Annotated in this window: 11 protein-coding genes; 1 reads left to right on the top strand and 10 read right to left on the bottom strand. The window is 33.9% G+C overall.

The window, feature by feature from the left end; all coding sequences use genetic code 11:
• Nucleotides 1-58 precede the first annotated feature (58 nt).
• Nucleotides 59-2,344 (bottom strand): NADP-dependent malic enzyme, encoded by a 2,286-nt coding sequence (locus HNV08_RS02850; protein WP_173279589.1) that lies wholly within the window; start codon nt 2,342-2,344, stop codon nt 59-61.
• Nucleotides 2,345-2,449: 105 nt separating this feature from the next.
• Here HNV08_RS02850 and HNV08_RS02845 point away from each other — a divergent pair, with 105 nt between their 5' ends.
• Entirely contained in the window at nt 2,450-4,813 is a 2,364-nt protein-coding gene (locus tag HNV08_RS02845) for a DUF5686 family protein (protein ID WP_173279588.1), read from the top strand.
• Nucleotides 4,814-4,816: 3 nt separating this feature from the next.
• On the opposite strand, the gene queG is transcribed toward HNV08_RS02845, so the two are convergent.
• The 9 genes from queG to nrfD all read right to left on the bottom strand — a co-directional run bounded on the left by queG (nt 4,817) and on the right by nrfD (nt 15,445).
• Nucleotides 4,817-5,740 (bottom strand): tRNA epoxyqueuosine(34) reductase QueG, encoded by a 924-nt coding sequence (queG, locus tag HNV08_RS02840; RefSeq protein WP_173279587.1) that lies wholly within the window; start codon nt 5,738-5,740, stop codon nt 4,817-4,819.
• Nucleotides 5,740-7,074 carry a cytochrome P450 gene (locus tag HNV08_RS02835; protein ID WP_173279586.1) on the bottom strand — a complete coding sequence of 445 codons (1,335 nt, stop codon included), beginning with the start codon at nt 7,072-7,074 and terminating at the stop codon, nt 5,740-5,742. The genes queG and HNV08_RS02835 overlap by 1 nt, the downstream gene beginning before the upstream one ends.
• A 14-nt stretch (nt 7,075-7,088) precedes the next feature.
• Nucleotides 7,089-8,111 carry a Holliday junction branch migration DNA helicase RuvB gene (gene ruvB, locus HNV08_RS02830; protein ID WP_173279585.1) on the bottom strand — a complete coding sequence of 341 codons (1,023 nt, stop codon included), beginning with the start codon at nt 8,109-8,111 and terminating at the stop codon, nt 7,089-7,091.
• A gap of 151 nt (nt 8,112-8,262) precedes the next feature.
• Nucleotides 8,263-10,059, bottom strand: a complete 1,797-nt coding sequence (locus HNV08_RS02825; protein WP_173279584.1) for a cytochrome c oxidase subunit I — start codon at nt 10,057-10,059, stop codon at nt 8,263-8,265.
• 33 nt (nt 10,060-10,092) lie between these two features.
• Nucleotides 10,093-11,151 carry a cytochrome c oxidase subunit II gene (locus tag HNV08_RS02820; RefSeq protein ID WP_173279583.1) on the bottom strand — a complete coding sequence of 353 codons (1,059 nt, stop codon included), beginning with the start codon at nt 11,149-11,151 and terminating at the stop codon, nt 10,093-10,095.
• A 24-nt stretch (nt 11,152-11,175) separates the two neighbouring features.
• Nucleotides 11,176-12,561: a quinol:cytochrome C oxidoreductase gene (locus HNV08_RS02815; protein WP_173279582.1), complete on the bottom strand. Its 1,386-nt coding sequence runs from the start codon at nt 12,559-12,561 to the stop codon at nt 11,176-11,178.
• 22 nt (nt 12,562-12,583) lie between these two features.
• The gene (locus HNV08_RS02810) at nt 12,584-13,144 is read right to left on the bottom strand and encodes a c-type cytochrome (protein ID WP_173279581.1); all 561 of its coding nucleotides are present in this window, start codon (nt 13,142-13,144) and stop codon (nt 12,584-12,586) included.
• Nucleotide 13,145: 1 nt separating this feature from the next.
• Nucleotides 13,146-13,685 (bottom strand): DUF3341 domain-containing protein, encoded by a 540-nt coding sequence (locus tag HNV08_RS02805; RefSeq protein ID WP_173279580.1) that lies wholly within the window; start codon nt 13,683-13,685, stop codon nt 13,146-13,148.
• An 8-nt stretch (nt 13,686-13,693) separates the two neighbouring features.
• Nucleotides 13,694-15,445 (bottom strand): NrfD/PsrC family molybdoenzyme membrane anchor subunit, encoded by a 1,752-nt coding sequence (gene nrfD, locus HNV08_RS02800; protein ID WP_173279579.1) that lies wholly within the window; start codon nt 15,443-15,445, stop codon nt 13,694-13,696.
• Nucleotides 15,446-15,486: the final 41 nt, after the last annotated feature.

Genomic DNA, 15,486 nt, shown 5'->3' with positions numbered 1-15,486 from the left:
AAAAACCAAATGTAATAAAATTATTTGCATTTACATGATAAGATAAACACTAAGACAATTACGGCATCTGTTGCTTTCTCTCTCGTTCTTGTGCATCAATTACAGAAATTGCAGTCATGTTTACAATTTCATCTACACTGGCTCCCAACTGCAAAATATGTACTGGTTTTGCCATACCCATCATTATTGGCCCAATGGATTCTGCTTTATTCAACTCTTTCAATAGTTTATAGGTAATATTTGCAGAATCTAAATTTGGAAACACAAGGGTATTCACTTTACGACCTGCTAACTTTGAAAAAGGGAAAATATCTTGCAATAATTTTGGATTTAGTGCAAAATCGGTTTGTAGTTCTCCATCCACAATCATTTCAGGATAGGCTTTGTGTAAATAAGTTACGGCTTCTTTTACTTTTTCTGCTCTAGGATTTTCTGAAGACCCAAAGTTAGAATAAGATATCATTGCTGTTACAGGTTCTATTCCGAACATTTTAGCTACTCTAGATGTCATTCTAGCTATTTTAGCTAAATCTTTAGCATTAGGATCAATATTTATAGAGGTATCACTTAAAAACATTGGTCCACGTTGGGTCATCATAACGTTTGTCGTTGCTACTCTAGATACGCCTTCTGCCATACCAATTAACTCCAACATTGGTTTTACTACGGAAGGATAATTACGAGAATATCCTGTGATAACAGCATCTGCATCGCCTTCATTTACCATCATGGCAGCGTAATAATTACGCTCTCGCATTTTCTTTTCTGCAGAATAAAGCGTTACGCCTTGCCTTTTTCGTTTTACCCAATAAGCCTTTGCATATCTATTTTTTCGTTCTAATTCTTCATCAGATTTAGGGTCTATTATTTCTACATCAGCGTCAAATTCAATCTCCTTCATTAATTCTAGAATCGTATCTTTTCGACCTAATAGAATTGGAAATGCCACACCTTCGTCATGAGAAATTTGAGCAGCCTTAAGCACATCTAATTGATCTGCTTCTGCAAAAACGACTCTTTTTGGGTTAGTTTTTGCCCTACTTAAAAGCATTCTTACCAATTTATTATCAGAACCTAATCGCTCTAACAAAGCATTTTTATAACGATCCCAATCTTCAATAGGCTCTTGTGCTACACCACTTTCCATAGCTGCTTTTGCTACTGCTGGTGGAACTTCGGCTATTAAGCGTGGATCAAACGGTTTTGGAATTATATAATCTTTACCAAACGTTAAGCGTGTTTCTGCATACGCAATATTCACTTGTTCTGGCACTGCTTCTTTAGCCAATTTAGATAACGCTTTTACAGCTGCCATCTTCATTTCTTCGTTTATTTTTGTAGCTCTTACATCGAGTGCTCCTCTAAAAATAAATGGAAAGCCAAGCACATTATTCACTTGGTTAGGATGATCACTACGACCGGTTGCCATAATAATATCTTCTCTAGTATCTATGGCTAACTGGTAATTGATCTCAGGTACAGGATTTGCCATTGCAAATACTACTGGATTAGCAGACATAGAAATTAACATCTCTGGTGTTACAATATCTGGTTGCGATAAACCAATAAACACATCAGCATTTTCCATCGCCTCACTTAAGGTATCTATTTTACGATGTGTCGCAAACTCCGCTTTTTGAGATGTAAGATGGTCTCTGTCATCTCTAATTACACCTTTACTATCTAGCATTACAATATTCTCACGACGCGCACCACAAGCTTGGTACAATCTTGTACATGAAATAGCTGCGGCACCAGCACCACTCACTACTATCTTTACATCTTCAATTTTCTTTTCGGCAATCTCTAATGCATTTATTAAGGCTGCTGCCGAAATAATGGCTGTTCCATGCTGATCATCGTGCATTACAGGAATGTCTAATTCTTCCTTTAATCGACGTTCTATTTCAAACGCTTCAGGTGCTTTAATATCCTCAAGATTAATGCCTCCGAAAGTTGGTGCAATATTTTTTACCGTTTCTATAAACGCATCAACATCTTCTGTGTCTACTTCAATATCAAACACATCAATATCTGCAAAGATTTTAAAGAGCAAACCTTTTCCTTCCATTACGGGTTTAGAGGCTTCAGGTCCAATGTTTCCTAATCCTAAAACAGCAGTTCCATTAGAAATCACAGCAACTAAATTTCCTTTAGCGGTATATTTATAAACATTGTTAACGTCTTTTTCAATTTCTAAACAAGGTTCTGCTACACCTGGTGAATAGGCTAAGGATAAATCGCGCTGTGATGCATACTTTTTTGTAGGTACTACTTTTATCTTTCCAGGAGTTGGTTTAGCATGGTATACTAAAGCTTCTATGCGTTTGCTTTGTTTGCTCATAATCAAAAAGAATTAAGCTACAAATATAAGTAAATGAAAGTCGCCTGTAATGGTCAAAACTTATAAAAATTGTTTAATTTTCTAGGCCTATTCCAAATTCAATAAATGCAAAAGTTATTAATTTTATTCGTCTTTTTTGTGAGCATAACAACAAGCGCTCAAACTTTAAAGAAATTTAAACTTATTGATAGTGTTACACAAGAAGTCATTCCTTTTGCTAACATTCTTTTTAGTAAAACGGATTTTAAAGGAACATCTTCAGATATTGATGGCATTTTTTACATTCCTTCCCATCTTAAAACGATAACGGTAAGTTATGTTGGTTATGAGACCAAAGTTGTTATTGTGGAGCAATTAACTTCTGAATTGATAGAACTGACTTCAAAAGTTAGTCAATTAGACGAAGTATTTATAGATAACGAAAATCCTGCTCATAGAATTATTAAAAATGCGGTTGCGAATAAAGCGCTAAATAATCCTGAAAATTTAAGTTTGTTCACATATACATCTTACGACAAAATTTATGCTGACATGGATGGCACCAAGCCACAAAGTGATACATTAAAGACGATACAATCTGCATTTAAAGATTCTTATCTATTTATTACTGAAACAATAGCCAAGCACAAATATTTAAATCCAAGATTTACCGAAGACAGCATTATTGCGACCAGAACATCTGGTTTTAAAAACCCTAATTTTGCTTTATTAGCGAACAGCTTACAACCCTTTTCTTTTTATAAAGAACATCTTAATTTGTTTGAAATAAATTATCTCAATCCTATTTCTAAAGGAAGCACCAAAAAATATAAGTTTCGTCTAAAGGAAGAATTTATAAAAAATAAAGATACCATTTTTGTAATTTCTTTTGAACCTAAAGCCAATCGAAATTTCGATGGATTAGAGGGTTTACTCTATATCAACTCCAACAAGTATGCTTTAGAAAGTGTAGATGCTAGAACCGTAAATTCCGGTAAAGTTGAGTTTAAACTACAACAAAAGTATAGTTATATCGACGGGAATTATTGGTTCCCAGAACAACTAAATTTTGAAATTGTTATTGGCGAAGGGTTTGGTAGTTTTAAATACATAGGTAAAAGTTACTTGTCAGAAATTAAACCAAATGCGCCATTATCTAAAAAAGATTTCCCTTTAGTTTCTCTTACATTATCTAAAAATGTTGGTAATAAGAATTCTAAATATTGGGATGAATATAGAAAAGGAATATTAGATAAAAAGGAATTAAAAACCTATGTATTTATTGATAGCATTGGAGACAAAGTAAATTTAGACAAGGTGTTGGCTTTACCTCAAAAGTTACAAAAAGGACGCTTCCCCTTAAAGTATATAGATATTGATTTACTCAACATTTTTAGAGCTAATAAACATGAAGACACAAGACTAGGATTGGGTGTCTATACCAACGATAATATTCTTGAAAATATTTCTTTCGGTGCCTTTGCTGGCTACGGAATTAAAGATAAAGAATGGAAATATGGTGGATCTGTTGCATTTGATGTCCCAGGAAAAAAAGATATTTCTATAGCTTTAGACTATAAAAATACAATTAGAGAAGTTGGTACGTTCTCTGGTAATGAAATTGAAAACCCATTTAATCCTCGCAATTGGATTGCTCGTGAAATGGATGCTGTAGAAAGCATTAGTTTTAGAACTGACATGAAATTGTTAAGAAACATTAACTGGTTTATTGGCTTCAATACAGCAGAAATTAAACCGCTCTATGATTATACTTTTAACCAGAATAATATATCAATTACTAACTACAATAACACTGAAGTTAATATTGGTATTAGTTACCATGTCAATGAAAAATTAATCAATAATTTTGGCATTATAACTCGTCTACCAAGTAATGCACCAATTTTAAATTTAATGTATTCAAGAGGGTTAAATGGCGCCTTAGATGGAGATTTTAATTATAACAAAGTAAAATTTACACTTGATGATAGTTTTATAATTAAAGGCATTGGCGAAACCACTTATAAATTAGATTTGGGTTATATAGATAGCACTCTTCCATTTGGTTTATTGTTTACAGGAGAAGGCACTTTTGATAAAAAACTACCATTTATCGTTGAGAATTATTTTCAAACTGTAAAGCCTTATGAATTCTTGTCAGATAGATATGCACATTTATTTACAACACATAATTTTGGTAGATTATTTAACAACAAGGGCTATTTTCAACCAGATGTATTATTGCACAACAATATTGGGATTGGTAGCTTAAAAGCAGCTTCTGATCATCAGTTCATAGATTTCTCAACAAAGGAAGAGTTGTTTTTAGAAACAGGTTTAGAACTTCAAAATATCTTAAAAATCCCTTATTTAAATATAGGTTATTTAGGACTAGGGTTTGGTGCTTTTTATCGTTACGGTTATCATCATTTAAATAATTCTAATGATAACCTTGCATTAAAATTATCTTTTGGGTTTAGCTTTCGATAGAAATTATTTTAAAAACTTAATATTCCTTTCTAAACCAGAAAACTTAGTGCGTTTCACTGCAGATTTCTGAAATACTTTTTTAAACGTATCTTCTGTGATTTCCTCCCAATCTTTTTTAGTCATATCTAATAACTCAGGATGTGGATTAAATAAAGGTTCGTTATGCGATTTAGAAAATCTATTCCAAGGGCAAACGTCTTGGCAAATATCACAGCCAAACATCCAATCGTTAAATTGACCTTTAAATTCTGTTGGAATATTTTCTTTTAGTTCTATAGTAAAGTATGAAATGCATTTACTACCATCTACCACATAAGGTTCTGTAATGGCTTCCGTTGGGCAAGCATCAATACAGGCCGTACAGGTTCCGCAATGATCCGTAACTGGTGTATCATAGTCTAGTTCTAAATCAATTATTAATTCGGCAATAAAATAAAACGAACCGACTTGTTGTGTTAATAGATTAGAGTGTTTACCAATCCAACCCAAACCAGATTTAGCAGCCCAAGCTTTATCTAAAACAGGTGCAGAATCTACAAATGCGCGACCGCCAACCTCTCCTATTTCATCTTGAATAAAATACAACAGGGATTTAAGTTTATGTTTTATGACATGATGATAATCGTTGCCATAGGCGTATTTAGATAACTTATAAGAATCCTCTGTTTGAAGCTCTGAAGGATAATAGTTTAATAATAAAGACACCACACTTTTAGAACCTTCTACCAGCAGAGTTGGATCTAAACGCTTATCAAAGTGGTTTTCCATGTAGCGCATTTCGCCATTGTTATTTTTATGTAACCATCGTTCTAACCTTGGCGCTTCTTCTTCTAAAAAACCAGCTTTGCTGATACCACAAGACAAAAATCCGAGACGCTTGGCTTCGGATTTAATTAATGCAGTGTATTTGGTGGTATTATTATGCATTACACACGCGCTTCAAATTTTAAAAAAGCGTTTTTTGGTTTTAATGTTATTAAAGGGGTTATTTCTATGGTTTCAAAATCTGGAATAATTTTATAGTTATACACTAATTCTGAAATGGCAATAACCATCTCAAACATGGCAAAATTGTTTCCGATGCATTTCCGTGGTCCTGCACCAAACGGAAAATATTGTGATGAAAACTTTCGGCTTCCTTCGCTAAATCGTTCTGGTAAAAATGCATCTGGCTGTTCCCATAGTTTTGGGTTACGATGCATCTCGTACACCGAAAATAACAAATTAGATCCTGCTTCAAATTCCATATCATTAAATGCATCTGGTGCTTTGTTTACACGGTCTATAAAGTAAGCTGGCGGATACAATCGCATAGCCTCTTCAATAACTTGCTGACAAATTTTCGACTTGGTCACTACATCCATTAAGTCATCAGATTCATCTTCTATTGTTTTACGTTCGTTATAAATTTTGTCTTGCCACTCAGGATGCAATGCCAATAATTGTGTTGCAAAAGTGAGTGCGTTCGACGTAGTTTCATGGCCTGCTGCAAACAAGATTAAAATTTCGTCTATTAGTTGTTGTTCTGCCATAGGAGATCCATCGTCGTACTTGGCCTCTAAAAGCATATCCAACAAGTCGTGCTCTTTTGTTTGAGATACACGTCTCTCATTTACAATACGTTTTAAAATAGCCCTAGATTTATTAGTAAGATCTGTATGCTTTTTAATTTCTCCACTTAAACTAAACCACCAACCTAAGTACGGTTGACGCAATTCTTTAACCAACATGTTTTGCGTTTGCTCAGTTATGTTTTGAAGATCTGAAATATCTTGTTGATTTACAGCAATACTAAATAAAGACTTTACAACCGTTTGAAAGGCCAAATCATTGAGAATAGGAAAAATATCAATTACAGTATCAGGTGTAATTCTTTTATATTCCGTTTGAATGGCTTCTTTTATATTATCTAATAAATTTGATAATTGTTTTTTATGAAAAGCAGGTTGAATGAGTTTTCGTTGTTTTTTCCAATGATCACCTTCAGAGGTTAGTAATCCTTTACCAACATACTTGACTAAATCTTCTGTTTGGATTTTTGATTTTGTATAATTCTTCTGGTTTTTTTGAAGGACATATTCTGCTAAAGACGCATCACGAATAAAGATAACACTACTGCTAAATCCTATTTTTAATCGAAACACATCACCTTGTTCTACAAAGTTTTGATGATGAAACGGTAAAGGATTCTTTAAGATTTCTAAAGAATGCTTTAAGAATTTACGTAATGAAACCGATGGTATATTTTGTTCTTTATTCAAATTGAGGTTTAATTTTAAAACAAACCTCCTTGCGTTGGTCCTTTAATTTTTCCTAAATGTTTGTACGCTTGTTCTGTTACTTCACGTCCACGAGGTGTTCTCATTATAAAGCCTTGTTGAATTAAAAACGGTTCATAGACCTCTTCAATGGTTTCTGTACTTTCACCAACCGCTGTAGCAATAGTACTAATGCCTACTGGACCACCTTTAAATTTATCAATAATGGTAGTTAAAATTTTGTTATCCATTTCATCTAAACCATAAGCATCTACATTTAGCGCCTTCAATGCAAACTTGGCTATCTCAATATCTATTTTACCATTACCTTTTATTTGTGCAAAATCTCTAACACGTCTTAATAACGCATTCGCTATACGAGGCGTTCCTCTACTTCTACCAGCGATTTCTATAGCCGCTTCCATGGTAATTGGCATATTTAAAATTGAAGCACTACGCTGAACAATCGTAGTTAATAGTTCCGTTTTGTAATACTGTAAACGACTACTAATACCAAAACGTGCGCGCATTGGCGCCGTAAGCAAACCAGATCTTGTAGTCGCACCAACTAGGGTAAATGGATTTAAATTGATTTGAACGGTTCTAGCATTAGGGCCAGACTCTATCATTATATCAATCTTATAATCTTCCATTGCAGAGTAGAGATATTCTTCTACTATAGGACTTAGACGATGTATTTCATCTATAAACAAGACATCACGATCGTCTAAATTCGTTAAAAGACCTGCTAAGTCACCAGGCTTATCCAAAACAGGACCAGAGGTTACTTTTATACCAACATTAAGCTCATTAGATAAAATATGCGCTAAAGTGGTTTTACCCAAACCTGGAGGTCCATGAAACAATGTGTGATCTAAGGCTTCTCCTCTAAGGTTTGCAGCTTGAACAAAAACCAATAAATTTTCTAAAACCTGATCTTGACCAGTAAAATCTTCAAAAGATAACGGTCTTAATTTTTTTTCGACATCTAATTCTTCAGGCGTATAGTTATCGTTATTTGGGTTTAGGTTTTCGTTCATCTTTAGTTCCCTCGAAAGTTGAAATCTTATTTAATTATTATAAAGCATCTGAAACGCATTCAGACTGACAACATAGTTAAAACAAATATAACGAAAAAGCCTTTCTGAAAACAGAAAGGCTTTGATATTGTGAAACTCTTATTAGAGAAAATTAATGTTGTAACTCCTCTTCACCATCTTTTAAAGGCACATTTTGAGGTACAAAATCTACATCATGTCCTGGCTTACTATAATCATATGACCAACGGTAAACATGAGGAATAGCTCCTGGCCAGTTCCCATGAATATGTTCTACTGGTGTAGTCCATTCTAAAGTTGTAGACTTCCAAGGGTTTTGCTCTGCTTTTTTACCAAAGAACATACTAGCAAAGAAATTGTATAAATATACTAACTGAGCCACACCTCCAATGATCGCAAAAATTGTAATGATCACATTTGCATTGGCTAAATCATCAAATAATGGGAAGTTAGAGTTTGTATAATAACGTCTTGGTAAACCTGCCATTCCTATAAAGTGCATTGGGAAGAAAACACCATAAGCACAAATCGCAGTAATCCAGAAATGTAAATACCCTAAATTTTTATTTAACATACGTCCAAACATCTTAGGATACCAATGATAGATACCTGCAAACATTCCATAAAGTGCAGATATACCCATTACTAAGTGGAAGTGCGCAATTACAAAATAGGTGTCATGTACGTTAATATCTAATGCTGAATCTCCTAATATTATACCAGTTAATCCACCTGTAATAAATGTAGATACAAAACCAATAGAAAATAACATAGCCGGATTCATTTGCAGATTACCTTTCCATATGGTTGTTATCCAGTTAAAAGCTTTTACAGCAGAAGGTATTGCAATCAATAATGTTGTAAATGTAAATACAGATCCTAAGAAAGGATTCATACCTGAAATAAACATATGGTGACCCCAAACAATCGTAGACAAGAATGCAATTGCTAAGATTGAAGCAATCATCGCTCTATAACCAAAAATTGGCTTACGTGAATTAGATGCCATAATTTCGGACACTAATCCCATTGCAGGTAATATGACAATATATACTTCTGGGTGACCTAAGAACCAAAATAAGTGCTCAAATAATACTGGCGATCCACCTTGATAGTGAAGTACTTCACCTTGAATAAAAATATCTGATAAGAAGAATGACGTTCCAAAACTTCTATCCATTATTAATAATAAAGCTGCGGATAATAATACTGGAAACGAAATTACACCAATTACTGCTGTTACAAAGAATGCCCAAATTGTTAATGGTAATCTTGTCATTGACATACCTTTTGTTCTTAAATTAACAACCGTTACGATATAATTTAATGAACCTAATAAAGAGGATGCTATGAAAATTGCCATTGAAACTAACCATAGTGTCATTCCTAATCCTGAACCACCTGATGCCATTGGCAATGCAGATAATGGCGGGTAAATTGTCCATCCTGCTGCAGCTGGACCAGCTTCAACAAACAATGAAATAACCATGATAACACTCGATAAAAAGAATAACCAATAAGATACCATATTAAGGAATCCTGAGGCCATATCTCTAGCTCCAATTTGTAACGGAATTAATAAGTTACTAAACGTACCACTTAAACCAGCCGTTAATACAAAGAATACCATTATTGTTCCGTGTATGGTCACTAATGCTAAATAAATATCTGCATCCATTACACCTCCTGGTGCCCATTTTCCTAATACTGCTTCAAAAAGTAGATTAGGCTCTTCTGGCCATGCAATTTGCATACGGAACATTATAGACATAAGTACACCTATAACACCCATTATAGTACCAGTAATTAAATACTGCTTAGCAATCATTTTATGATCAATGCTAAATATATATTTAGTTATAAATGTTTCTTTATGATGATGTACGTCGTGATCTTCTTCGTGACCGTGTGTATCTATAGTTGCTGACATAATCTCTAATTATCTTTTCTTAAAAAAATTGTATTAATTTAATGAATTTGGAAAGGTTTTCTGTTCTTTCAACCATGCATCAAATTCTTCTTGTGTTTCAACAATAATCTTCATTTGCATATTATAGTGTGACTTACCACATATTTTATTACATAATAAAAGGTAGTCAAACTCGTAAACTAAATCTTGACCTGCTTCTTCAATTTCAGCTTTTCGATCTAATCTTAAGGCATTAATGTTTTTCACCTTTTCAACCATATCAGGACTTTGTCTCATATCTTCAGTTGTAATTGTAGGTGTAAACGCAAATTGAGTTACCATTCCAGGTACACAATTCATCTGAGCTCTAAAATGAGGCATATAAGCAGAGTGTAAAACATCTTGAGAACGCATCTTAAAAACCACTGGCTTATCTACAGGCAAGTGTAATTCTGTTACTATGATATCATCTTTTGCATTAGGATCGTCTTCATCAACACCTAAAACGTTAGCACGATCAATATCAATTAATCTTACATTAGCTTTACCTAATACATTATCTCCGCCACTGTAGCGCGCTTTCCAGCTAAATTGTTGTGCATATAATTCAATAACCATAGGATCTTCATCCTCATCAATAGTCATGATATCATTCCAAGTAAATAATCCATAGATAATTAAACCTGCCAAAACAATCACAGGTATAATAGTCCATATAAATTCTAAGGTTGAGTTATCTGCATAGAACAAGGCTTTTTTACCTTTTTCTCCTCGATACTTATAAGCGAAGTAATGTAATATAAATTGCGTTAAAATTTGTACAATAAATATTACAACCATTGAGATTATCATAAGGTTATCTACCTCTACACCATGTACAGATGCTGCGTTAGACATCAATGGTAAATCTCCTAAATACCAAAAACTAAGAATTGTTATTACATAGATAAAGATTAAAAATCCTATCATTAAATAGCCATTGATTTTATTATCATGGTCATTAGCAACTTGAGCATTCGTGGTGCCAACTTGAGCCAAATCAAAAATCTTTACCATTTGCCATAAGGCAACAGCAACAAAGAGTACAATTATAATCGTTAATAAAGCAGTCATTATCGTTTCTGTTCTAATTTAAAATTAATAATGGAAATGTTCACTTTCCTTAATAAAAGGATTTCCTTTTGCTAATAATGGATACTTCCCAAGTGCTGTAAATACAACCAAAAGGAATAGTCCTCCAAATAATAAAATTGATCCAATTTCTGGAATTCCAATAAACCATCTATCACCTACAGTTGCAGGCATAATCATATTGAAAATATCTATGTAGTGTCCACATAATATTACAACTCCAGCCATCACTACAAACCAAGGAATACGCTTATAATCACTATTCATTAATAATAATAACGGGAAAATAAAATTAAGAACTAACATACCAAAAAATGGTAAATTATAATCTTCAATTCTTGTAATAAAATAAGTCACTTCTTCTGGGATATTAGAATACCAAATTAGCATAAATTGTGAAAACCATAAATACGTCCAGAATACACTAATACCGAACATGAATTTTGCTAAATCATGTATATGACTATCATTTACAAATTCTAAGAGACCTTTAGACTTTAAGTATATTGTAATTAACGCAATTACCGTAATACCACTTACAAACATACTTGCGAAAACATACCAACCAAACAAAGTACTGAACCAGTGTGGATCGACACTCATTATCCAATCCCAAGACATCATTGACTCTGTATAAATATAGAATACTAAGAATGCCGCAGAAATTCTGAAGTTCTTTTTAAAATAACGTTTATCATTACTTTCTGCTTGGTCTTGAGCCACAGAAAATTTTCTTGAAAAATAACGGTAAACTGACCATCCTGCCAAGAACAATACAGCTCTTACAATAAACCACGTTTTATTTAACCAACCCGATTTACCATCAATTAGAGCATCATAATGTACACTATTAGGATCCGTAACCTCTGGATTCATCCAAATAAATATATGATCGCCAGCGAAAAAAGCTATTAAAATAACAACAATACCTCCTGGTAAAACATATGATGTGATACCTTCCATTACCCTAAACAAAACTGGAGACCAGCCTGCTTGAGCCGCATATTGTATAGCGTAAAATGCTAATACACCTAATGCAATCATAAAGAAAAAGAATGCGGCTACATATAAAGCCGACCAAGGTCTATTATGTATTTGATGTAACACGTGCTCTTCATGACTCATGCCATGATCTTCATTTACATGTTCAGCACCATGTGCATCGGCAGCACCATGACCGTCTTCCATATGTGCTTTTGCCTCAGCATGCGCATCAGAATGTCCTTCTTCAGCATGAGAAGCACCATGATGGTCTTCATTAGCTAAAAATTCAGTTATGTTTTCTTCAGTTACACTATGTGCATCCATAAAACCATAACTTACGCCAAATAATCCTAAGACTATTAAAACAATAGCACCTATTCTTAATCGATTTGAAATTTTATATTCCATTTATATAATCTTTATCTAAATCTTATTTTTCTAAATCAGCTTTTAGCTTTTCAACATAAGCTACTACTTGCCAACGTTCTTGTTCGTTTAATTGATTCGCGTAAGAACCCATAGTATTTTTACCATAATATAAAGTATGATAAATACTTCCTGTAGTTATTGCTCTACCGACATCTGCATAACTAGGAACACCTAATATTTTTTCACGTTGCACCAATTTCCCTTTACCATCACCTTTATTTCCATGACAAATACCACAGTAAATTTCGTATAACACCTTCCCTTCTGCATAGTCAACTTGAAGTGAATCTAATGGGTTTTTAAGATTCGCCTTAGCAAATGCAAAACCTTCGTTAGTGTTTTCTATTTCAAAAGGCATAAAATCGCCTCTTGGAATTGAACCTTCTGCAGGTAATTGCGCCTCTACTCCATTACCAAATGCATCCGATTCTTGATAGGTTTCATAACCCACAGACTCATACATATTTGGCATGTATTGATAATTTCGACTAGAAGTCTTTTGGCAAGATACAAGACCTACCAAAAGGACTAATACTGCGCTAAATTTTAAGGATGTCTTCATATTAATGTGCATCTTCATCGTTGTCAACAATATTTATCTCAACTGCTCCTGTCTCTTTCAACAAGTTAGTCAATGATTCTTCATTATCATGTACTGCAATTTCCATTAAAAAATGGTCATCTGTAGTTCTAGGATCTGGATTCTCTGCTTTTTTAAATGGCCACATTCTACTTCTTAAATAAAAGGTAATGACCATTAAGTGTGCTGCAAAAAATACAGTAAGCTCAAACATAATTGGTACAAATGCAGGCATATTTTCTAAATAACTAAAACTTGGTTTTCCACCTATATCTTGTGGCCAGTCTTCAATCATTATAAAATTCATCATTGTAACAGCAACCGTTATACCAACACAACCATATAAAAATGCTGTAATCGCCAAACGTGTAGGTGCTAATCCCATCGCCTTATCTAGTCCATGAACCGGAAAAGGAGTATATATTTCTTCAATGTGATGTTTTTCTGCCTTCACCTTTTTAACGGCTGACATTAATACATCATCATCGGTATAAATAGCATGAATTACTTTCGAAGCTTCCATAGACTATATTAGTTGTTTAATAAATTTTTAGCTTGACCAGACCAATCGTCACGTTCTGCTCTTCCTGGGAACGAACCTGTAATTGAATCTAGCAAATCATATTCTTTTTTCGTCATTTTACTTACCTGAAGGAAAGTATAAATACCAATACTATTTAGAACCTCTTCCATCTTAGGACCAATTCCGTTTATAGTTTTTAAATCATCTGCAGTCTGTGTAGCCGCATCAAATTTCCCGATACCTTCAAATAAACTATTGAGCTTTTCATCATTACTACTAGGTAATGCTACTGGTTCTTCAGTTGTAATTGCCGCTGTAGATTTAAAAGCTACTGGATTCGATGTTCTTGCATCTGAACCTGTTCCTACTAAACTATCACCACGCTCTCTTATGTTTTTGTAACGTTCTCCAGAAGATTTCAATATTGTTTTCACCTCTGCCTGTGCAATAACTGGGAATGTACGCGAGTACAATAAAAACAATACAAAGAAGAAACCAATAGTTCCGATAAATATTCCGATATCCACAAATGTTGGAGAGAACATTGACCAAGATGATGGTAAATAATCTCTATGTAAAGATGTTACGATAATTACAAAACGCTCAAACCACATACCTATATTTACCACAATAGATATAAAGAAAGAGAACATTATACTTGTTCTTAGTCTCTTAAACCACATAAATTGTGGAGAGAATACGTTACAAGACATCATAGCCCAATATGCCCATGCATAAGGTCCTGTTGCTCTATTTAAAAAAGCATATTGTTCATATTCTACACCAGAATACCATGCTATAAATAGCTCCGTAATATATGCCACACCAACAATAGATCCTGTAAGCATAATTACAATATTCATTAATTCAATGTGCTGTACAGTAATATAATCTTCTAGGTTACATACTTTTCTCATAATGATAAGCAAAGTATTTACCATAGCAAATCCAGAGAAAATAGCTCCTGCCACGAAGTAAGGTGGGAAAATCGTAGTATGCCAACCTGGAATCACCGAAGTTGCGAAATCAAAAGATACAATAGTGTGTACTGAAAGTACTAATGGTGTAGCTAAACCAGCAAGTACTAAAGATACTTCTTCAAAACGCTGCCAATCTTTTGCTCTACCAGACCAACCGAAACTTACTAAGGCGTAAATTTTCTTTTGGAATGGTCTTACAGCTCTATCTCTTAACATTGCAAAATCTGGTAATAAACCTGTCCACCAGAATACTAATGACACAGACAAATACGTAGAAATTGCGAATACGTCCCAAAGTAATGGTGAGTTAAAGTTTACCCATAAGGAACCAAATTGATTCGGAATTGGTAATACCCAATACGCTAACCATGGACGACCCATGTGAATAATTGGGAATAAACCTGCTTGGACAACCGAAAATATTGTCATGGCTTCCGCTGAACGGTTAATCGCCATTCTCCATTTTTGACGGAATAATAATAATACTGCAGAAATCAATGTACCTGCATGACCAATACCAACCCACCAAACGAAGTTAGTAATATCCCAAGCCCAGTTTACGGTCTTATTAAGACCCCAAACTCCAATACCAGTAGATACTGTATAAATAATACAACCTATTCCCCAAAGGAATGCTACCAAAGCAATACTGAAAACAATCCACCATGCTCTGTTGGCTTTGCCTTCTACTGGTCTTGCTACATCAATTGTAACATCGTGATACGATTTTTCTCCAGTTACTAAAGGTCTTCTAATAGGTGCTTCGTAATGAGACGCCATTCTTTATTGTTTAAATGTTGATTTGTTTGAACATTGAAGGT

Source organism: Winogradskyella eckloniae, assembly GCF_013249045.1.
GTDB lineage: Bacteria > Bacteroidota > Bacteroidia > Flavobacteriales > Flavobacteriaceae > Winogradskyella > Winogradskyella eckloniae.
The sequence above is the reverse complement of the archived record's forward strand: the minus strand, read 5'-3'. Positions and strand labels throughout refer to the sequence as shown.

What these genes read in the sequence shown, in the direction of transcription:
- HNV08_RS02845 (WP_173279588.1), top strand. Translation starts at nt 2,450, where the DNA reads ATGCAAAAGTTATTAATTTTATTCGTCTTTTTTGTGAGCATAACAACA.
- queG (WP_173279587.1), bottom strand. Translation starts at nt 5,740, where the DNA reads ATGCATAATAATACCACCAAATACACTGCATTAATTAAATCCGAAGCC.
- HNV08_RS02825 (WP_173279584.1), bottom strand. Translation starts at nt 10,059, where the DNA reads ATGTCAGCAACTATAGATACACACGGTCACGAAGAAGATCACGACGTA.
- HNV08_RS02820 (WP_173279583.1), bottom strand. Translation starts at nt 11,151, where the DNA reads ATGACTGCTTTATTAACGATTATAATTGTACTCTTTGTTGCTGTTGCC.
- HNV08_RS02815 (WP_173279582.1), bottom strand. Translation starts at nt 12,561, where the DNA reads ATGGAATATAAAATTTCAAATCGATTAAGAATAGGTGCTATTGTTTTA.
- ruvB (WP_173279585.1), bottom strand. Translation starts at nt 8,111, where the DNA reads ATGAACGAAAACCTAAACCCAAATAACGATAACTATACGCCTGAAGAA.
- HNV08_RS02810 (WP_173279581.1), bottom strand. Translation starts at nt 13,144, where the DNA reads ATGAAGACATCCTTAAAATTTAGCGCAGTATTAGTCCTTTTGGTAGGT.
- nrfD (WP_173279579.1), bottom strand. Translation starts at nt 15,445, where the DNA reads ATGGCGTCTCATTACGAAGCACCTATTAGAAGACCTTTAGTAACTGGA.
- HNV08_RS02805 (WP_173279580.1), bottom strand. Translation starts at nt 13,685, where the DNA reads ATGGAAGCTTCGAAAGTAATTCATGCTATTTATACCGATGATGATGTA.
- HNV08_RS02850 (WP_173279589.1), bottom strand. Translation starts at nt 2,344, where the DNA reads ATGAGCAAACAAAGCAAACGCATAGAAGCTTTAGTATACCATGCTAAA.